Origin of the sequence: Bacteroides sp. 41_26, from assembly GCF_949740115.1 — a bacterium.
GTDB classification, from domain to species: domain Bacteria; phylum Bacteroidota; class Bacteroidia; order Bacteroidales; family Bacteroidaceae; genus Bacteroides; species Bacteroides nordii.
The window spans coordinates 71587-93204 of sequence record NZ_CATJGZ010000056.1 but is presented as its reverse complement, the minus strand read 5'-3'; the positions used below and the strand labels follow the sequence as shown (position 1 = coordinate 93204).

The window sequence follows — 21618 nt, the reverse complement described above, 5'->3', positions numbered from 1 at the left end:
CATATACTTTGATATACCAATCCTTTTCTCTACATTTGCTACTATGATTGATTGGAATCTTATATTCAGCCAAATAGCAACAGTGGCTTTCGATATCGTCTATTTCGGAGCCATTATCGGTACGATTATTGTTGTAATACTCGACAATCGTAACCCGGTAAAGACTATGGCCTGGATATTGGTCTTGATGTTCCTTCCTATCGTAGGTCTGGTTTTTTATTTCTTCTTCGGGCGTAGTCAACGCCGTGAACGTATCATTGGAAAGAAAAGTTATGGACGGCTTCTGAAAAAGCCGATGGCAGAATATCTGGCACAGGATCCCTCTATATTACCAGCTGAGTATGATCGTCTCATTAAATTGTTTCAACATACCAATCAGGCTCTTCCTTTTGAAGGAAACCGGGTGGAGGTATTTACCGGCGGATATTCTAAACTCCAGGCTCTGTTGCGCGAGTTGCAGAAGGCTCGGCGGCACATTCATATGGAGTATTACATTTTTGAAGATGATTCAATCGGACGTTTGGTGAGAGATGTACTGATAGAAAAGGCGCGTGCCGGAGTGGAAGTACGGGTGATATATGATGATGTGGGATGCTGGCATGTACCGCATACTTTTTTTGAAGTGATGAGAGAGGCTGGTATTGAAGTGCGTAGTTTCCTGAAAGTACGGTTCCCGTTATTTACGAGCAGAGTGAACTATCGGAATCATCGGAAAATAGTAGTCATTGACGGTGTGGTCGGCTTTGTCGGAGGTATGAATTTGGCCGAGCGTTATATGCGGGGATTGTCCTGGGGAATTTGGCGGGATACTCACATAATGCTTCAGGGAAAAGCTGTGCATGGCTTACAAAGTGCCTTTTTGCTCGATTGGTATTTTGTGGATCGTACGCTTATTACTGCCTCCCGGTATTTTCCGAAAATAGATTCATATGGTGACTCATTGGTACAGATTGTGACGAGTGAGCCTGTGGGTCCTTGGAAAGAGATTATGCAAGGATTGACGATGGCCATTTCGGGTGCAAAAAGGTATTTCTATATGCAGACTCCGTATTTTCTTCCTACCGAGCAAATATTGGCAGCTATGCAAACAGCTGCATTGTCCGGCGTAGATGTCCGCTTGATGTTACCTGAGCATGCTGATAACCGGATTACCCATTTAGGATCTCGCTCTTATTTGGCAGATGTGCTTCAGGCGGGAGTAAAAGTCTACTTCTATAAAAAAGGTTTTTTACATTCTAAATTAATGGTGTCAGATGATATGCTTTCTACGGTTGGATCTACCAATCTGGATTTTCGTAGTTTTGAACATAATTTTGAGGTAAATGCTTTTATGTATGATATGGAGACTGCTTTACAGATGAAGGAGATATTCATGACTGATCAAAGAGAAAGTACTCAGGTATTCCTTAAAAACTGGGTGAAACGTCCTTGGCCTCAGAAAGCATTAGAGTCAGTAGTGCGATTGCTTGCTCCCTTACTTTAATATACACTGTCTCTTCTTTTAGGCTCATCCGACAAATGTATCGTTTGTTAATATTGTTAATTGTCTTTTTAACCATTAGAGGGCTGTTTTGCAAGAGTGTACACTTTAGTATGTCAAGATTGTACACTCTTGTATGACAAAAGTGTACAATTAACACTCGGATAAGTGTACAGTCTTACCGATCATTAAAGTATAGGATTATATTCGCTATAAATCAGGATGTTACATCGGATTAAGTGTCCCTGTCCTAATCTTACATGTATTCTTTAAAAAAACGTGTAATTACTTTTTTGACAACTATGCATTTGTCGTACAAACCTTCTTTTTACTGTATAACCTTACCGCCTTAAAACTTTATTTTGCTTTTATCTGAAAAAAGAGAAGTTTACGCTTCCGTATACTCTTCTTTCTATAAAATGCGGATTATCCTCAAAGTTGTTCTGTTTACCATGTTCCAATACAAATAACCCTCCTTCTTTCAGAAGATTATTTTTAAATATCAATTCGGGTATGGTTTCCAGCTCTTTCAAATCATAAGGGGGGTCGGCGAAGATAAAATCAAACTGTTCTCGTGCTCCGTTGATGAATTTAAATACGTCACCACGGATGGGGATACATTTATCTGTCTGCACTTCTTGCATTATTTTGCAGATAAAGGAATGATGATCACGATCCTTCTCTATACTGATCACCCGGTCACATCCCCGTGATACTAATTCTATACTGATACTGCCTGTTCCGGCAAACAAGTCAAGAGCAGTTATTCCTTCTTCAAAATCAATGTAATTGGATAGTACATTGAATAAATTCTCTTTAGCAAAGTCTGTTGTGGGGCGTGCCTTGAACGTACGTGGTACGTCAAATCTTCTTCTTTTATATATTCCGCTGATTACTCGCATGTTAATAGGGCTTGCATATCAATATTAGTTTCAGGACTCATTATGAATGTCTGAAGAATGTATTTTCGTAATTCTTTTATTAGTATTTCTTTATCTGCCAGAATACCGGTAAGATGAAGTTCATCCCGTTCCTGATTAAAATCCAGCTGTTTCCAGGCATAAAGTAAATAATAAATGCGATCGGAAGTACGTTTACATTCAAAGGAGTTAACCAGTAGCAGATGTCCACGTTCATAACAAAACAAATCAATAGCATCTTTACGCAAGGATACATACATTTTTTTACTATTGCCCAACCGGCTTTTGGTTGAAAAGTACTCACTCAATGGACTGGCTTGTGAATAAAATCGTGCTTCGGGATATTGCTCTTTAAGGAATAGAAAAGCACTTTTATCCATTCCGAAAATAATTGTTATATTATTTCTTGGTAAAACATTATAGAGCACTGTTTCATTTTCCTTTTTAGGGTGATTGTGATAAAACAGTGTTTCTATTTGTTCGTTGTCGAAAAGCTCTGAAGGAACAGGAGTAAAACGATTGCCTGCCATCAGGATATTAATCCGTTTGTAAGGTAGGGTTAATAACTCCGTTTCACGAAAGACTTGCTTTAGATTCGCTGCGAGAGACAATGAAGGGGTGATCTCCTTTTCAAAAAAAGAGAGTGAACTTTCGTAAATCGGATTATAGATAGAAAAAGAAAATCCATCCGTACTCAGACGGATGGATAATGTATATTGTTCCGATTTACTATAGTCTATTTTATTATTCCCAGTTTCCGGCACCGTTATTAGGACTTTCAATAGAACCTACCATTAAACCACAGTATTTACCTAACTTAGTCTGAAGATCTTTCAAGTTAGCAATTTCTTGTCTGTCAAGACCATTCAGATAAGTATCGTATGGAGCCTTTACTTCAAACATAAAGATCGGAGCACCTGATTTAGCTGTATCATTCTTGATCGCCATTTCAAACTGAGCGCCATTTCCAAAAGGAATGTATCTCATTGAATCAGCGTTGAAACCTCTCGGATAGATTGTATCCAATACGGCTACCCACATTGTATCACGCTTAAAGTTTGTAAGCCCCATCTTTTCAACTTCGCTGTAATTACCTGTTTTCTTAGCTTTGTTGATGATAGCCATTGCTTTTTTCTCTGTCATACCATCGTCTAACTGCTTATCTGTCAACTCACCAACTTTATAAAGGAAAGGAAGTTTCTTGTTCTTTACAAAGTCAATCAATGTATCAAAGCTGGCAGTATACTGACCTTTGTTTAGATTACGAAATTCCATCTGTGCTTTACGAATGTCGATCAAGCGTGCAATAACTGCCTGATCTCTTTGCTTCTTAGCTTCTTCAAAGTTGATAGGCCCCATGATGCTCGAATAGCAGATATAGATCAAAGCAAGCGCACACAGACCTAATACGATATTAAATACTGTTTTCATGATAAATATGTTTTTTAGTTGTTATATTCGCATCGCAAAATTAAAATAAATAAATCTAAATTCTATAGTTCCGGGAACTTTTTTCTCGTACAAAAATGATAAATAACTATTTAGAAAGGCAAATTAAGGAAAATTTTCCTTATGAACCAACTTTTGAACAAGAAATAGCTGTAAAATCTCTTTCAGAGTTTCTGCTTTCTCAGACCAATGATGCCGTGTTTGTACTTCGTGGGTATGCCGGAACTGGTAAAACTTCATTGGTGGGAGCATTGGTGAGAACAATGGATAAGTTACAGCAAAAATCAGTTTTATTGGCTCCTACAGGACGAGCTGCTAAAGTATTTTCTGCTTATGCAGGACACCCTGCGTTTACAATTCATAAAAAGATATACAGGCAACAGTCTTTTTCGAATGAAATAAGTAATTTCTCTGTGAATGACAATCTTGCTACACATACTTTATTTATAGTAGATGAGGCTTCTATGATTTCTAATGAAGGGTTGTCAGGAGCTATGTTTGGTACAGGACGTTTACTGGACGACCTGATACAGTTTGTTTACTCTGGTACAGGTTGTCGTTTGTTATTGATGGGAGATACGGCCCAGCTTCCTCCTGTAGGAGAAGAGCAAAGTCCGGCACTTTTCACAAATGCATTGAAAGGATATGGCCTTGAAGTGCGAGAGGTGGATTTGACACAAGTAGTGAGACAGGTACAGGATTCTGGTATTTTATGGAATGCCACCCGTCTCCGTGAATTAATAGCGAAAGATGAATGTAATTCTCTTCCTAAAATCCGGATTTCGGGTTTTGCTGATATAAGGACGGTTCCGGGGGGAGAGCTGATCGATACGCTTACTGCTTGTTATGAACGGGATGGTATGGATGAAACGATTGTCGTTTGCCGTTCCAATAAACGGGCTAATATATATAATAAAGGTATAAGGGCACAGATATTGTATCGGGAGGATGAGTTGAATACCGGTGATATGCTTATGATAGCCAGGAATAACTATTATTGGACGGAAAAAAGTAAGGAAATGGATTTTATAGCAAATGGAGAGATTGCTGTTGTTCGTCGTGTACGTCGTACGCGCGAATTGTATGATTTTCGTTTTGCAGAAGTCGTGTTGACCTTTCCGGACCATGAGGATTTTGAGCTGGAAGCAAATTTGTTGTTGGATACCCTCCATTCGGATGCTCCGGCTTTACCGAAAACAGAGAATGACCGTTTATTCTACAGTGTTCTTGAAGATTACGCGGATATTCCTGTCAAACGTGACCGTATGAAGAAAATGAAGATGGATCCACATTATAATGCTTTGCAGGTGAAGTATGCTTATGCAATTACTTGTCATAAAGCGCAGGGTGGGCAATGGCAGAATGTGTTTTTAGATCAGGGATATATGACGGATGAGTATTTGACACCTGATTATTTTCGTTGGCTTTACACTGCTTTTACGCGTGCCACCCAAACGTTGTATTTAGTTAATTACCCGAAAGAACAAATTGTTTGATTGTACGATTTACAGACGAAACAATTACTTTTGTTTGTAAATAACTAAAACTATAACTTTTATGAAGACAAAACTATTACTCTTTCTCTGTTCCCTCCTTTTGGTCTCTTGTCAGGATGATGAGAAGTTTCAGGTTCTTCGGCCATTGGGCGGACAAGTGATTTCCGGTTATCAACCTTGTGCAAGTCTGGATTTGGGAATTCTTAGTCTTGAAGCTTTAGAAGTAAAGGACGGTGGCGATTGGACAGTAGTTTCCAGTGATGAGGCTGTTGTTAAGGCAGAAAAGGTAATTCCGGAAGGCGCATCTTACTCTTATTTATCAGTATATCCTTTAAAACAAGGGAAGGCGGTTGTGACTGTATCCAGTGAGAAAGGTGATAAAATATATATTCCCGTCACTGTAGGAACTTCGGTACGTACATTGGATGTATGGAGTGGAGAGCTGAATCATATAGAAGGGGTGAGTAAGGAAGATAGTTTGCTTATTGTCGAGCATCTTTATGATGATGTTTTTCTGAGAAAGGGTGGTTATTATCGTTTAACTTATTCAGAAAAGAAAAAAGGAAAACTGACAGTCTGTACACCGGATGGAAAGATGGAAGAAGGTACTTTTACGTGTGATCATGAATATTATGATTTGACTTTTGGTGGGAAAAACATTCATTATATGGTAATGTATAGTAAAACCGGGTCTCAAGAGGTCACCCGCACAGAAAACCGGATTCCATTTTATTTGGTGGAAGATGTTACTGACCGGTATAGAGCAGATTATCCTGCTATAAAATTAGTACAACGTGCCCAGAAAGTACGTTTAGCTGTTAATGACTAACTAAACTCTTTATATAAAGATGAAATACATTTATACTATTCTATTGTTAGCTATGTTGGGCTTGAGTATAGCTTCGTGTAGTGATGATAAACGTGATATTGTTTTTTTTACAGGTGATGCTCCTATATATCAGACTGGAACATGTGCTAATTTGATTTCTTCTGTAAGTCTTTATCCAATAAAACCTGAGGGGGAAATTATTGGCATTGATGGTGGGAACGGAGATTATTCAATAGCCGGTAATACGAATGAAGCAGTTGTTGCTGTTGTAATGACTGTTTCTGAGAAGTACAAGAGATTACAAATTACTCCTAAAACATTGGGTGAAGCAACGATAATCATTTCTGATGGCGATGGTAAGACTGCTGTACTGAAAGTTAAAGTCAGAGAGTATGGAAAGAGGATGGTAGTGAATGCTCAAGGAATCATTGTCAATGGAGAGGTGACGGATGAAAAAAAAGTTGAAATAGCCGATGGAATGAAAGAGACTTTTCCGGTTGCAATTAATGGTGGCTTTGAATTGGTGTCTGGGAAATTTGAAACATGGAGGGATGAAGGGCTACTTCGTGTTTATCATGAAAATTTTAAAGAAACTCCCGCTATCGGTAGCTATAGCTGGAAATTGATAATGGTGAATGACAAAGAAAAAATGGGCTTCTCTTTTATATTTGATGATAAGGAATATCAATTTACGACATCTATAAGGGAAGAACCGGAAACACGTAGTACTGATACGAATGCTTTGCAATTGTATGAAGATGTGACATCTCAATGTACTGTGGAATGTCCGGTAGGTACCAGAGTGTATAGGGGATATAAAATATATCTCGAAGACTTATAAGAGAATTTTTTTATAAGTAATCGTTCAAAATTATATGATACTATTATTGAAACGCAGATTATCGCAGATCCACGCAAAGCATATCATCTCTCAAGTATAGCGCAGCCATTTAATCTGCGAAAATCTGTGATCATTTTCGTTTCAATAAAACGCTGTCACATAGTATGAACTAAATTTGAAATACTACTTATTTTACAGGTTGAATTTATGAAGCAGGTATAAATGTTATGGCCTGTCCTCCTCCTTTAGCCATGATAATTTCCAGAGTGTCATTAACAGTAACCTGATAGGTCATTTGTTTGTTGTTAGTCAGACTGAATCATAACCTGATCTTTCCATCCGGTGAAGAAACATCAGAAGAGCAAGAGGGTGTACATGCGCTAAAAATAAAACATGTGACAGATACGATGGCATAAAGTATTTTCATAGTGAATGATATATTATGTTTAAACTATCAAAAATAAGAATAAAGTAGCAAGGAGAAATCAAAAGAGACTGCTTCAACGCATGAAACAGTCTCTTTACTAAAAATGATTTTTTTTAAAGAATCAATCAAGGTTATTTGACGACCACTTTAGCTGTTTGGCTACCATCATTGCCAGTTACTATCAATAGGTAAATACCCTGTGCAATTCCGTTTATCGGGAGTTCTGTTACATTTTCTGTTGCTTGTTTCTGCAACAATACTGCACCTTGCATGGTTACTAATTGAATTGATCTTGCATCAGCAGATTCAACATATAAAGTTTCTCCATTACGTACAGGAGTCGGATAAATGTTCAAACCATTTTTGCCCGATTCGGTGTTGTTTTCAACACCTGTACCTACTGGTATCTCCTTTTTAGCAATAGCGAAAATTGCAGGATATCCTCCGCTTACTTTATTTAATGTTACTGATTGAACTTTCTTAGTAGGATCTACTTGAACCGGACATTCGAATAAACGGAACTGATAACGGGTATCAATCTTATCGGCAGTTGCTTCCGATGTAATACCTGTACCAACACGTCCCAAACCATAAACACCCACTGTAGATTCATTACTTCCGAACCAGTCGCCGATAGTAATACTACCTGCTGATGCCGATGTACCGTCTGTGTAGTTCGCTGTCACTGATACTGTAGATGTACCATTGGCACTAATACCCAAGAAGTAAAGACTGTTGGCTCTTTGTTCCGTTTCAAACTCTAATGTTGCACTATTTGCTTCTTTTAAGAGTGTTGCATTATTTTGTGTATAATCTGCCAGCTGGTATTCAATACCATTTTTAGATGTAACGGCACCATTAGCGGGTAATGAGCCTTCGTCCTGTACGTTTGCTCCGTAGAGAATCCATCCCTGATCATCGAGTCCATCGCTGAACAGACCGGATACAGGAGTTGCTTCTGCCACTACGTCTACATTGAAACCAGAATTTATATTGATGGATGCAAAGATAGGTTCTTCCGGTAATTCACCTTCATACAACTTGCCATAAGCTTCTATTTCTGCTACTTTGAAATAAGCATACGCTGGTGCGGTTACAACCAATTTCAGATATCTTCCGAACATATCGTTTGTCATTACACTTGAAACCTCACTGGTAGGAGTGTAGTTTGCAGCTAATTCATAAGAATCATCCGAGTTCTTGAGTCCAATATACACTTTTATAGCTGAGGCTATCTGCTGTGCTTTAAAGGCTACTTTTGCGAAGTTATATATTTCACCACAGTCAAATGTGATAATTACATTCTCGCCACTTGTGTAACACAAAGCATCCCATGTTGTTGAAAGATCATTGTCTGTTAATACTGGTGTATCTGCACTTTGCCAGGTTGAACCGTAATACCAGTATGATGCCGAAGCTGTTTTTCCGGATAATACATTGGTATATGCCGGATCCTCTACTTCAACTTTGCATATCTTTTCGTTTTCCCATTCACCATTTGTCATTTTCACAGAGAGGTTTGTTGCACCCATTTTCTTGGCAGTAAGTTTAAAGGTAACTGTCTGAGTTGCTTTGTTTATATTGAAGTCGCTTATAGCTGCAATATCTTCGTTGTCTGAGGATACTTTTACGCCAAAGTTATCTGTTTCTTCGTCTCCGTTCAAATCATATTTTATCTCTATATCTTCAGTGGTATTGATATCTATTGTCTTATCTGCCGGCAAAGAGAAGAGCGGACCACCTTCAAGACCGAATACTTCGAATTCCCATATACGTATTGTGATTGGGGCATCCTCATCGTAAGGCATGAATTTTACATAACGCCCTACTATTGGTGCAATGTAATCATCTTTAGTGTTCTCAGGACGTCCCTTTTCGTCTACTACCGGTTCGGTCCATGTTTCAGCATCATTACTTACCCAAATCCTGAAGTTCTTGAAGTTGTCAGAATAATTTTCTTTATGTCCACAGTCGAATATACGGAAACGGTAAATCTGGTAGGACTTTTCAAGGTCGATAATTACCCAATGTTCTTTCTTGCCACCAATACACCATTTATCTCTGGTACTACCAGGTACTTCTACTCCGTCAATCAAGTTTGTAGGATCTTCCGGAGGAAGCGAACCGCTGGCAGAATGAATTGTTTTGCCAACCGAAATAATACTTAATGCTCCCGCTTTGGCGTCTGACACTTCAATCAGATTCTGAACGGTTTTCTCGGTTGTTCCTTCACTATTGCTGACTGCTACAGTGATGTTGTATATGCCTTCTTTATTAAATTTCAGTGTTAGCGTATTATCTTCCTGAGATACTTTTTCTGTGTTTTCAGGAATAGTCCATTGGTAAGATTCCGGGAAGTTAGTGGCATTGGCTGTAATTGTAATCTCTTCGCCCGCGTTTAACAATGTTTTGCTTGCCTTCAGGCTTACTACCGGCTTATCCAGAGCAGGATACTCAACAATTGTAGTTATTTCATTGCCTTCTTTAAGGTCATTCGTTACAGCTGTTACTGCTACTGTAACACTTTTTTCTTCGATGGAAGTGCGTGCAAACTTAGAAATATAGAATCCTTCGTTACGAGTTTGACCAACCAACTTCTTCTCTCCGTTACGAGTCATGTATACATTGTAATGGTGTACATCTTTAGAAGTTGAGGCATCCCATACGGCACGAATGTCACCACCATCTTGTGTCAGTTCATTCAATATAGTAAGATTGGATATTTGGGTTGAAGCCGGTGCATAGTTTGCTGGCAAGATACCTAATTGTCCTAATGTCAGTTCGTAAGCTTGTTGGGTAGCAGATTTAAAGTTCAATGCGATAACTGAAACAGTCTTTCCTGCCAGTGACGAAAGGTCTACTGTAGCCACATTCCAACCGTTGGATGTTGTGGCTGATCCTAAGTTGAATGTAGTAAATTCGTTGTTGTTTTCTGCAACCCCAAGTTTTACTTGTATCGTTGAGGCCGTTGCGCCTTTGAATACGAGCTGCAATTTATCGCCATTGGATATTGATAATTTTGTCTTATACAGGCGGGTCAGGTAATCAACATTGGCAGCTAAGGTACCTTTAACATTGATACTTGTTCCCATATTGTAGGCATCATCCCAGTTCAGTGAAAAAGCAAGGTCGTTTTTACGATCAGCTGCTACGTCTACCCACCATCTCCATGTTGGCATGATATCCTGCATACCCCGATGGTACCAGTCTTGTGTTCCTTTTTTCTCTCCGTTAACGAAGCGGTGTTTTCCTAAACCGGCACTGAATGAAGTTATGAACGGTAAATTCTGAATAGTAGAACGTTCGATAAGTGCATTTGCAAATCCCGGGAAGTAACCACCATCACGTGCGGCTGTATTGGAGGGGTCATGTTGCTCATTGGTCCAGTAGCGAGATTCATTGCTGAATACTTTATTCATAGCCGTATATGCTTTTGTACCGCAAGCATCTGCTGTTCCCAGATAATCTTTTACGACTTCTTTCCAGATAGGCTCTTCCGGATTGAAAAGGTCTATGGAACCATTATGTTTATCTGCCGGGAAAAGATTCTTGAAATAACTGGCATTTCCGTTCATACCACCTTGTGCTACTTCAATACCAAAATACAGTTTGCTGAAACACTCTTCTTTAGAGAAACCTAATCCTTCCATAGCTGCCATCTGTGAAGATATGTTGCTGCTTGAAGGGCTACCGTAATTCAAGAAATAAGATGTATTATGTAATTTCATCATATCTCCATAGCCTCCGATTGAAGTTCCACAGTCATACCATTGAATTTCCATTTCCGGATGACCGCCTTCCTGGGCACATTGATTGAAGTAATCAACCCATGCAGTCCACTCAGAAGAACTACCGCCGCCGGTTTCTTCATTGACAAACCAACCATCGAAACCATAGTAAGCAGCAATTTCATACATCTTCTTAGCGTATGGATATGTGCCACCTTCGTTAGTTAACATTTGTTTTACCCATTCAACTTGTCCTCCGAATGCTCCGGGAGGGAAGAATAACTGTCCCAACACTTTGACACCATTTAAGTGTGCTATGTCAGTAACAGGTGCTGATGGAGGAATGATGATACCTTCACCTGCAGAACCACCCCACCAGATAAGCAGGTCCATGTATTGCCAATAAGTTGGGTTATAACCAATGAAGTTATCGGCTCCCTGTGACGGAGTCTGGCTACACATCGGATTCATTGTCAGACAAGCTGCAACTTTTCCTTCTGTATGCTGGTTGGCATTTGCTTTGATGGAGGCATCGAGGAATCGTGGTTGCAAAGGTACTGTGCTGCGGTTGAACTTGGCATCCGGATCTTTTTCCGGTGACCAGTCTTTAATATTATCCGGATGCCAACATCCACCATACGGTTGTTGTGCCACGGCTACACAAAATACTGCAAATAGCATGATTAATGCAGAGAGTAATCTTTTGGTGCTCATAATACTTAAATTAAGAAATTAATAATAGGTATTGATTATTTGTTTCCTGCTTTGCCTTACCTAATAGCAAAGCAGGACTTTTTTTATTTATTAGCGAAAGTTATTGGGAGTCATTCTTTCCCCTCTGTCGTTGTTAGTATCGGCAATATCCCACCATACCCGTGTCGATTGCTTATTTTTACTTTCCGGCTTATTGGGATTGTCTTTTTCACTATATGGATATAGGACTCTCTTTATAAACTTCCCGGTAGGTACATCTTCGGAGTTGTTGTTCAGAATGTTTCTAAGACGTGGGTAGTCTGTTCTGCGAAACTCTGCCCATCCTTCATTGCCATTAGGGAAAACTGCTAACCATTTTTGAGTGATAATCTGCTCCAGCATACCTTCTTTGTTGTTGGTCGTAAATGGGTTCTCTACATCGCTTCCGTAAATTTTAAGACCATTAATATAACTTTCTGTATCGGCAGATGATATTTTGTAATAATTCATAGATGCCCGTATGCCGTCTTCAAAATACTGTTGAGGTGATTTGCCGGCACCCGACCAGTTTCTCAGGGAGGCTTCTGCCAACAGGAATTGTTGTTCGGCATAGCTCAACCACACTGATTCACGTGCATAACTGAACCATTTCAGAGGATCAAGTACTTTTGAGTTCTTTATATCTGTACGGGTAACACTGTATTTTGCTACGGTTTCTGTATGGCTGATATTATAGCTTCCGATTTCACATCCTGTGAAGTCATCAAAAGGCCGTTCCATATTGTTCTTCAGTTCATCCAGGGGTGTTGGTCTCCACCATGATATTGCACAACGTGGATCTATTACCTTTTCCTGCGGACCGGTTGCCATATCAATGATAACATATTTGGTACCTCCGGAACTTTGTTCTTTGTATCCCAGTTCCAGATCTTTAGCCAAAACACAATCTCCATTGTATGCAAAACTGCACATTGCCAGAACATTCTCCTGACCACCGTCATTGATTCCTCCTTGTTCAACCGGTGCATGGCGTGGAACAGTGCGCATATTGTCGGCATCACTTTGCATCAATCCCCATGAGTTGCTCATGGCAGCTTCTCCTTCCTGACGGGCTCTTTCGGGATCTACGTTAGAGATACGGAGTGCCAGGCGTAAACGTAGGGTATTGGCAAAACGTAGCCATTTTTCTTCGTCCCCGCTATAACATTTATCGTCGGCTGGGTTGAATTTGAATGCACACGCATTGGGTACAATACTGTCTACTGCCTGTTCCAATAAACGGAATATAATATCGTATGCTTTTTCCTGAGTATCATAGGGGACATCTCCTTCTACCACTTTGGCCTGTACATAGGCCGACAAAGGAATATCTCCATAGGTATCAGTTTGCATAGATGCCAGAAACGCCCAGTATATACGTGTAATATAAAATGCGTTTTTATATTTTTCGTAGTCTACGAATTTAAAAGTTTTCAGTAGATGAGAGTATTCACGTACGGTTCTGTCCGCATAAAAATGATCCCAACGTTTTGCCGACCAGCCATCTGTATAAGCATAGTTTGGTGAGTTAAACCTGAAGTTAGGATTATTGTTGGCTATGTATCCGCTGTACATATCATGTGTCAGGTTGGTTGTGATCTGATAGTCGTTGTAGCAACCCTCATAGGTCAATGAGCTGAAAATTGTTCCTGCATTGGCCTGTCCTTCTTTTAACTGCTGGATATCTTCGTCTGATATTTTATAGTTAATATTTAAGTCTGCATATTTTCCCTCCGGTTCTGGTTCGGGATCCGGGTCTGGCTGTTCTTGTCCTTCCACGTAGGGAGGATTGTACAGATCCTGATTTAAGTCAGAGAAGTCGTGACAACCTGTTAATACCGGGAAAAGTATAGAAGCGATGAGTAACTTCTTTAAATTGGATTTATATTGTAACATAACTATTTGTTTTTAGAATTTTAGAAACCAACATTGATACTGAAACCAAAAGTACGTGAGTAGGGCAGTGACGAGAAATCAAGTGCCTGTGAGAACATACTTGTGTCATATCCACCTTCCGGGCTTGTTCCGGGGGTATGTTTCATCAGATATGCCAGATTTCGTCCAACGAATGATACTCTCAGACTGGAAACAGGCGTTTTTCTTAAAAGTAGGCTTGGGAAAGAGTATCCAAATGAAATTTCTTTCAGACGAATGAAAGATGCATCATAAACAAATTCTTCTGCAACAGCCTGCTGACGTCCGCCTACTGCCTGATAAAATAGTTGGGCATCAATTCTTTGTGTGTTGACAGTACCATCTTCATTCACTCCCGGCAATAGTAGTTCGCCTCTTTGTTCCGTACGTTTGGAAATACCATGGCTGGTAGCGATTGCTTCGGATACGGAAACCACATCTCCTCCGAATTTCATGTCGAATAAAGCCGACAGGGTGAAGCCTTTATAAGTGAAGCTGGGAGTTACAGACATTAGTAAGTCCGGCTGTATGTTACCAATCGGATGGTCGAGGCTGTACTGCTCATCTGTTGTAAATACAGGTACTCCGTTCTTCATTATTATCTGACCGTTTTCGTCTCTTTTATACATTCGCTTGGCATAGATATCGCCTAATTTGCCTCCTTCTACTGCACCCACATATACAGGCATGAATTGATCGCCTTCAAAATAGATATGCTTTTTCTTTTCATTCAGTTCCTTTACAGTCGATGTGTTGTGAGAAAGATTTACGTTCAGATTGAATGTGAAATCTTTTGTTTGTACAGGAGTCGCATAGATCATGGCTTCGACACCTTTATTGACGATTAATCCGGAATTGATCCAGCGGAGCTTCCAGGGAGCAGCTTCCGGAATCGTCATAATCTGGTCAGTAGTTCGGGTATAATAATAGGTAAAGTCGAATCCTAAACGATTATTTAAGAATTTCATATCTAACCCGGCTTCGTAAGACCAGGATGTTTCAGGTCTCAGATTGTTGTTGGCCTTGGTCGATGATAATTCCGGTTTTGTAGCCTGTCCTTTCAGATATCCACCTTCCCATCGGTTATAAATTGCGTATGGAGGAGCGTCTTTACCTACCTTAGCTGCTGAAAGGCGTACTTTGGCGAAAGTTATCCATTCGGGCATTTTATTCCAATGTGTACGGACAAATTCGGATGCAACAAATCCCAGATTGAAGGAGGGATAGAAGTAAGAATTATTATCCTTTGGCAATGTTGATGACCAGTCATTACGGGCTGTAATATCCAGAGATACATACTCATTGTAAGCCATCTGTACAGAACCGAATACAGAATTGGTAGCTCTGCGCCAACCGTTTTCTGTTACGTTGTTGATATTATTGGCAAAGTTCCAGTACCATTGGTTCTTGTAGGTCATATTTTCTACATCACCACCGTATATATTCTGGTCACTGTACATAAAGTTGGCACCCGCCATGTAATTAAGCTGGAATTTTTCACCGAATTTATTGTTTCCAATCAGCAGAAATTCTGCATTCGATTCAAAGTGATTCTCTTCCTGGCGAGTCAGGCGGTCTTCTTCTATTTCCTGCATTGTATTATATTTCGTACCGTTGGAAAGATCCGATTCTACAATGCGGGTACGATAATAGTCAAATGCGTATTTTGCAGAGAGATACAACCAATCTGTAAAGTTCAGTTTCAGGTTGTAGAAACCGAATGCGCGCCAGCGTTCATCCTGATTCTGACGCTGTTTGTTCACGTAATATGGATTCAGGTACTCAGTGGTAGGAGGAGTCCAGTTCACATGAAACTTTTCGGGGGTTGAGTATTGTGACAAGTCAGAAAGGCGTATGTTATTGGGTACAAGGAGCAATTGCGAAACTTCTCCGTATGCACCATAAGTCGGACGGTTTTCTGCTTTCGTGTTTGACAGTGAAACTTTGGCATCCATTGACAGATATTTGTTCATTTTCATACCTGCATTCAGATCGATATTGATTTTGCGCAAAGATTCTCCGGTGAACATACCATCCGCATTTGAATATCCGAAGGAGGTACGGAAGTGTGCATCCTCTTTCATGTTTCCAATGGCTACGCTGTGGTTTTGTGAAAAACCGGTGTTGAAGTAGTCTTTCATTTTACTGCCATAGTTCAAATAGGGTATTTCTGCACCGTTCCATGCTGTCTTTAAACTTCCGTCCAATTCAGAACCGAAGCTATATATCGATTGAGGTGAATATTCACCATTATTTCCTTGTCCGTATTTCTTTTGGCGTTCCAACTCATCAGCAACCTGCGTCCATGTGAAAGTTCCGGAATAATTGACACCAAATCCGTCTTTCCTTGTTCCCTTTTTGGTTGTAACCAGGATCACACCATTACCGGCACGCGACCCATAGAGGGCTGCTGCATTTGGTCCTTTTAATACGGAAATGGATTCAATGTCTTCAGGGTTGATGTCGAATGAAGTGCTACCACGGTCTACTCCACCATACATTGAAGCACCCGAATAACTTTCTTCGGTGAAAGGTACACCATCTACAATCCAGAGAGGTTGGTTGTTGTCTGCTAAAGAAGAGTTACCACGGATGGTGATTTTGGCAGAGCCGCCAAGACCTGTTGTAGATGAGTTGATAGATAATCCGGCTACTTTCCCTTGCAGGGCATTGGCTACCTGAGCATCTCCGGTAGATGTCAGCGCATCCCCTTTTACGTCTTGAACGGCGTACCCAAGCATCTTTTTTTCACGTTTGATGCCCAAAGCGGTCACTACTACCTCATCAATAATCTGGGTGTCGCTTTGTAGAGTCAGGTTGATTATATTCTGTCCTTTGAACGGGATCTCCTGTGACTTATATCCAATATAAGAAAATGTGATAACGGGGTTTACTTCATTGGTTACTAATGCGTAATTTCCATCAAAATCTGTAATTACTCCGTTTGTGGTTCCTTTTACCAGTACATTCACCCCGATCAGTGGCTCACCGGATTCGTCAACGACCTGTCCGCTGATCTGTTTTTCTTTTCCGGTTTGTTGTTCTTTGTTGTTCTGATCCTTTTTCTCAGAAAGATAGATAATATTGTCTTCAATTTTGAAAGTAATATTTTTCCCTTTCAGTACCAGGTTCAAAACATCTTCTACAGCTGCGTTTTTTAATGACAACGGTTCTACTGAAATATCAGACAGTTTATCGTCATAAAAGAACTGAAACTTTGATTGTGCCTGGATTTGTTGAATAATGCTTTTTAAGGTAGTATGAGGTGTATTAAGGTTCAACTGAGCCATGCTCCATTGCACCGGAACTACCATGAGTAAAAGAATCAATAAAGCTCGGCATAATTTGGAGCTTCGAAAAGAATGATTGCTTTTCATACAAAAAATTTAATGGTTATACAATTGTTATATCTTAATCCTTAGAGGTATTATTATCCCCGTTTATATATGAAACAATAATGACGAAAATAACACTTACTGTAAATCTGTGTTTTTTTTAAATAAACTTTGTTTTTGTCCGGATATGGGGTCTCCGGCTGTCAGAACTTATATAATATGGCTTTTCCTAACGGGAGATACGTTTGGTCTTGCATTGTTTCATTCTGTTTCATTAGTCTGAGAATTTTGTTTCAATAGGTTGAGAAACTTTTCTCAATAGGTTGAGAAAGTTGTTTCAATACGATGAAACAAAATTCTCAAAGCATTGAAACAACAATAAGGTATAATGCGAATCACTCCCTTTACCTGCAAGCGTCATAAAACGTTTGAGAGTAAAGGGAGTGAATAGAAACTATCGCTGTGATATTACACGTGGACCGATAGTTTTAGTTCGGATGAGTTATTAATTCTTTTTCTCTTTTGAGAAGGAGTAAGGGAAATCAGCAGGTTGCGTACCTCTTTGCAAATTGGGTTGACTGCCCATATTGCATTTTATGACTCCACCTTTGAGTATATCTCCATGCTTCAGGTAATTCTTTGTATAGTCAGTACCATCAAACAGGAGTGATTCTATATATATATTATCATTATTGTTGTCAGGGGCATCAATTACCAGATTGTTGCCATTCTCCAGATGGAGAGTTGCTTTCTTGAATAACGGTGCGCCAAGTACATATTCGTCTGTCCCGGGACATACAGGATAGAAGCCTAATGCAGAGAACACATACCATGCCGATGTCTGTCCGTTGTCTTCATCTCCGCAATAACCGTCAGGACCGGGAGTGTACATGCGATTCATAACCTGGCGCAACCAGTATTGGGCTTTCCAGGGTTGTCCGGCATAGTTATATAGATAGATCATATGCTGAATGGGTTGATTGCCATGTGCATAGTTACCCATATTCATAACTGTCATTTCACGTATTTCGTGAATCACTTGTCCATAATAGCTTTCATCAAACAAGGGAGGAACGGCAAACACGGAATCCAGCATGTTGACAAATGATGTTTCACCTCCCATAAGGTCTATTAATCCTTGCGGATCGTGAAATACAGACCAGGAGTAGTGCCAGCTATTGCCTTCGGTGAATGCATCTCCCCATTTCAGTGGTGAGAAGGGAGATTGGAACTGACCGTCTTCATTGCGTCCGCGCATCAGATTGGATTCTTTGTCGAACACATTACGGTAGTTCATGGCACGCTGTGCAAAAAGCTTTTGTTCCTTCTTAGGACGGTTTAGTGTTTTGGCAAGCTGGTAAATACACCAGTCATTGTATGCATATTCCAGTGTACGGGCCGTGTTCTCATTGATCTTTACATCGTAGGGCACATATCCTAATTTATTATAATATTCGTGTCCCAGGCGGCCTGTGGACGATATTTGAGGATGAACATTCCCGGTACCGTGGATGAGTCCCTCATACAATGTTTTTACATCATCTACCTTTACACCTTTCATATATGCATCTACAAGTACCGAAGCGGAATTGTTTCCAATCATGCAACCCCTGTGTCCCGGACTTGCCCATTCGGGGAAGAAGCCACTTTCTTTATATGTATTGATAAGACCTTCCTGCATCTCTTTATTCATGGATGGATACATTAGGTTAAGAAAGGGAAACAGGCAACGGAATGTATCCCAAAATCCAGTATCCGTATACATATAGCCCGGTAGTACTTCGCCGTTGTATGGGCTGTAGTGAACAGGATTACCATTGGCATCCAACTCGTAGAATTTACGTGGGAAAAGAAGTGAACGATAGAGGCATGAATAGAATGTGCGGTACTGGTCGAGATCTCCACCTTCCACTTCTATTTTACCCAAAACTTCGTTCCAGGCATCTTTACCCTTTTGCACAAGCGCATTGAAGCTGTCGTTACCGAGCTCTTGCAGATTTAACATCGCTTGTTCCGGACTGATAAATGAAGAAGCTATACGGGCGTGCACAATTTCTCCTTTTTGGGTTTTGAAACCAATGACAGCTCCTGTGTGGTCTGCCGTTTGTTCAAGTACATTTTCGTTTAGAGATTGATTGGCAAAGGTAGCCTTGTATGTGAAAGGTTTATCGAATTCGATAACGAAATAATTTTTGAAATTCTGAGGAACACCGCCACTGTTACGGGTTGTATAACCAATAACTTTGTTTTGTTCAGGTAATACTTTTATGTATGAACCTTTGTCGAAAGCATCTACAACAATGTAGGAGTGTTCATTCTCCGGGAAGGTGAAGCGGAAAAGAACCGCACGCTCCGTTGGAGTCATCTCAGTAACAACGTCATGTTCGGCAAGGTATACTTTATAATAGTGCGGACGGGCTACTTCTCCCTTATGTGAAAACCAGCTGGCACGTTTTTCTTCATCAAACTCCGGCTTGCCAACAACGGGCATGATAGAAAACTGGCCATAGTCGTTAATCCATGGACTGGGTTGATGAGTTTGTTTGAAACCACGAATTTTATTGGCTGTATAAACGTACTGCCATCCGTTACCCATCTTACCGGTTTGAGGAGTCCAGAAGTTCATTCCCCAAGGCCGGGATATGGCAGGATAAGTATTCCCGGTTGACAGTTCATAGCTGGACTGAGTCCCCATCAGGGGATTGACATATTGTGTCCAGTCTTTTGCCTGAATAAAGAGTGTGCTACTTATAGCACAGATTAATAAAATAAGTCTCTTCATAATACTATGAATTTAGTGTTTTATGATGTGTATTAAAATTAGGGCAAAGATAATAATTGATTTTTTTCTATTTACTTTGAGCTGATATAAATATATTGTTCCCTACAATCTTATAGTCAATTGGAATTGAATTCTTTAATGAGTTTAAGACAGACTCTATGCTGTCTTTTCTTTTTAATACACCCGAGTATGTGTTGTCTATTTTTATATCGGGGGCCAGAATGATTTTTACGTCATAGAAACGTTCCAGCGTTTTTACAATGCCGTAAATATCTGCTTTCTCAAAAGGTATCAGGTTGTCATGCCATACTGCATCCAGTTTGCTGTCTACCTGTTTTACAATTAACCGTTTTGTAGCTCTGTTTAGTTCGGCCTTCTGTCCCGGAGAAAGAATAACCATTCCTTCGTCATTGTTTCCTTTTACTTCAATTTCACCTTCAATCAATGTTGCTTCGGCTGATGTACATGCTTTGTTACATTTGAAATTGAAAGTGGTTCCCAATACTCTGACTCTCATGGCTTCACTTTGTACAATAAATGGTTTTGCCCGATTCTTGGTTACTTCAAAGTAAGCTTCACCTTCCAGGTAGACATTTCGTTCCTTTGCAGAGAATGTCCGGGGATATTTTAATGTGGCCGATTGATTCAGCCATACTTTTGTACCATCCGGTAGTTGTATTTCTTCTACATTTCCATCGGATGCTGCAACTATTACCAGATTGCTGTTCAGGTCACTGTTGTAAATCCAGTAGCCTGCTCCCGTACCAGTTAGTAGGATAAGGGTGATAATAGCTGCATATTTCATCCAGTGCTGAATTCGTAATACCTTGTTTTGTTTTCTCTCTTCCTCGGTCAGTCTCTTATATAATTTCTTTTCAGCCAGATCCATCTTCCTTTTGTCAGAAGCATGGTTTTCTCGGCCCAGATGGTATATTTCTTCCATCCGGAATAGCTTACGTGCATTCTCATCTGATTCTTTTATCCAGAGATTAACCTGAATAAGTTCCTCTTCGGTACATTTTCCCATTAGGAACTTAGCTATTACTTCTTCGCTGAGATTATTCATTTTTTCTTTCATTATATAAATAGGAACAACTCAATCAATAAAAACACTTACTTATCTTAGAAAAAATAAGATGAATAAGAATATTAGATGATCCAGGCGTCCGCGTAGATATTTTAGTGCTTTGTACATGTGTGCTTCTATTGTACGTAGCGAGACGCCCATTGCATCTGCTATTTCCCTGTTTTTCATATCGTGCAAATAGCTCAGCTTGAATACCTCTTTGCATTTGTCAGGGAGTTCATTAATTGCATCATAAATTTCTTTTCTTAATTCACGGTCTTCTATTCGCCGGATTACTTCGTTATTATCCGGTTGATAGAATTCAACACGTTTCTGGTTAATTTCTTCTACTATTGCAATATACCCGCTTTCAATGTTTCGATGCTTTAATACATTGAGCGAACGGGTATATACAGCCCGATAGAGGAATGCTTGTATTTGTTCCCCTATCTCCATGGAATCTCTGCGTTTCCAAAGTTCTACAAAGACATCTTGTACTACATCTTCTGCTTCCTCTTCACCTACCAGACGTGTAGCGTAGAAGAGCAGATTGGGATAGTACTTACGAAAAAGAGCTTTGTAAGTGATATCAAAATCGTCCTTCATTCATAGTATTTTT

13 protein-coding genes are annotated in these 21618 nt (G+C 39.9%); 4 read left to right on the top strand and 9 right to left on the bottom strand.

The window, feature by feature from the left end; all coding sequences use genetic code 11:
• Positions 1-43 precede the first annotated feature (43 nt).
• The gene (gene cls / locus QX565_RS05410) at positions 44-1483 is read left to right on the top strand and encodes a cardiolipin synthase (RefSeq protein WP_221650370.1); all 1440 of its coding nucleotides are present in this window, start codon (positions 44-46) and stop codon (positions 1481-1483) included.
• Positions 1484-1848: 365 nt separating this feature from the next.
• On the opposite strand, the gene QX565_RS05405 is transcribed toward cls, so the two are convergent.
• The 3 genes from QX565_RS05405 to QX565_RS05395 are packed head-to-tail and all read right to left on the bottom strand — an operon-like array spanning position 1849 to position 3831.
• Positions 1849-2382 (bottom strand): RsmD family RNA methyltransferase, encoded by a 534-nt coding sequence (locus QX565_RS05405; RefSeq protein WP_221650371.1) that lies wholly within the window; start codon positions 2380-2382, stop codon positions 1849-1851.
• Entirely contained in the window at positions 2373-3182 is an 810-nt protein-coding gene (locus QX565_RS05400) for a DUF3822 family protein (protein WP_289291731.1), read from the bottom strand. Before QX565_RS05400 ends, QX565_RS05405 begins: the two co-directional genes overlap by 10 nt.
• On the bottom strand, positions 3145-3831 hold the full coding sequence (locus QX565_RS05395; protein ID WP_221650372.1) for a hypothetical protein: 687 nt from the start codon (positions 3829-3831) through the stop codon (positions 3145-3147). The genes QX565_RS05400 and QX565_RS05395 overlap by 38 nt, the downstream gene beginning before the upstream one ends.
• Before the next feature lie 95 nt (positions 3832-3926).
• Here QX565_RS05395 and QX565_RS05390 point away from each other — a divergent pair, with 95 nt between their 5' ends.
• The 3 genes from QX565_RS05390 to QX565_RS05380 all read left to right on the top strand — a co-directional run bounded on the left by QX565_RS05390 (position 3927) and on the right by QX565_RS05380 (position 7015).
• Positions 3927-5345, top strand: a complete 1419-nt coding sequence (locus QX565_RS05390; RefSeq protein ID WP_221650373.1) for an ATP-dependent DNA helicase — start codon at positions 3927-3929, stop codon at positions 5343-5345.
• 61 nt (positions 5346-5406) lie between these two features.
• Entirely contained in the window at positions 5407-6174 is a 768-nt protein-coding gene (locus tag QX565_RS05385) for a hypothetical protein (protein WP_221650374.1), read from the top strand.
• A gap of 19 nt (positions 6175-6193) precedes the next feature.
• Positions 6194-7015, top strand: coding sequence for a hypothetical protein (locus tag QX565_RS05380; protein WP_221650375.1), 822 nt, complete (start codon positions 6194-6196; stop codon positions 7013-7015).
• 558 nt (positions 7016-7573) lie between these two features.
• Here the strand turns inward: QX565_RS05380 and QX565_RS05375 are convergent.
• The 6 genes from QX565_RS05375 to QX565_RS05350 all read right to left on the bottom strand — a co-directional run bounded on the left by QX565_RS05375 (position 7574) and on the right by QX565_RS05350 (position 21605).
• Positions 7574-11884, bottom strand: a complete 4311-nt coding sequence (locus tag QX565_RS05375; protein ID WP_289291728.1) for an endo-beta-N-acetylglucosaminidase — start codon at positions 11882-11884, stop codon at positions 7574-7576.
• A gap of 90 nt (positions 11885-11974) precedes the next feature.
• Entirely contained in the window at positions 11975-13798 is a 1824-nt protein-coding gene (locus tag QX565_RS05370) for a SusD/RagB family nutrient-binding outer membrane lipoprotein (protein WP_221650377.1), read from the bottom strand.
• Positions 13799-13818: 20 nt separating this feature from the next.
• The gene (locus tag QX565_RS05365; RefSeq protein WP_221650378.1) at positions 13819-17193 is read right to left on the bottom strand and encodes a SusC/RagA family TonB-linked outer membrane protein; all 3375 of its coding nucleotides are present in this window, start codon (positions 17191-17193) and stop codon (positions 13819-13821) included.
• A 463-nt stretch (positions 17194-17656) separates the two neighbouring features.
• Entirely contained in the window at positions 17657-19933 is a 2277-nt protein-coding gene (locus QX565_RS05360) for a GH92 family glycosyl hydrolase (RefSeq protein WP_289291726.1), read from the bottom strand.
• A gap of 67 nt (positions 19934-20000) precedes the next feature.
• Positions 20001-20999, bottom strand: coding sequence for a FecR family protein (locus tag QX565_RS05355; RefSeq protein WP_221650380.1), 999 nt, complete (start codon positions 20997-20999; stop codon positions 20001-20003).
• 51 nt (positions 21000-21050) lie between these two features.
• On the bottom strand, positions 21051-21605 hold the full coding sequence (locus tag QX565_RS05350) for an RNA polymerase sigma-70 factor (protein ID WP_002559281.1): 555 nt from the start codon (positions 21603-21605) through the stop codon (positions 21051-21053).
• Positions 21606-21618 lie beyond the last annotated feature (13 nt).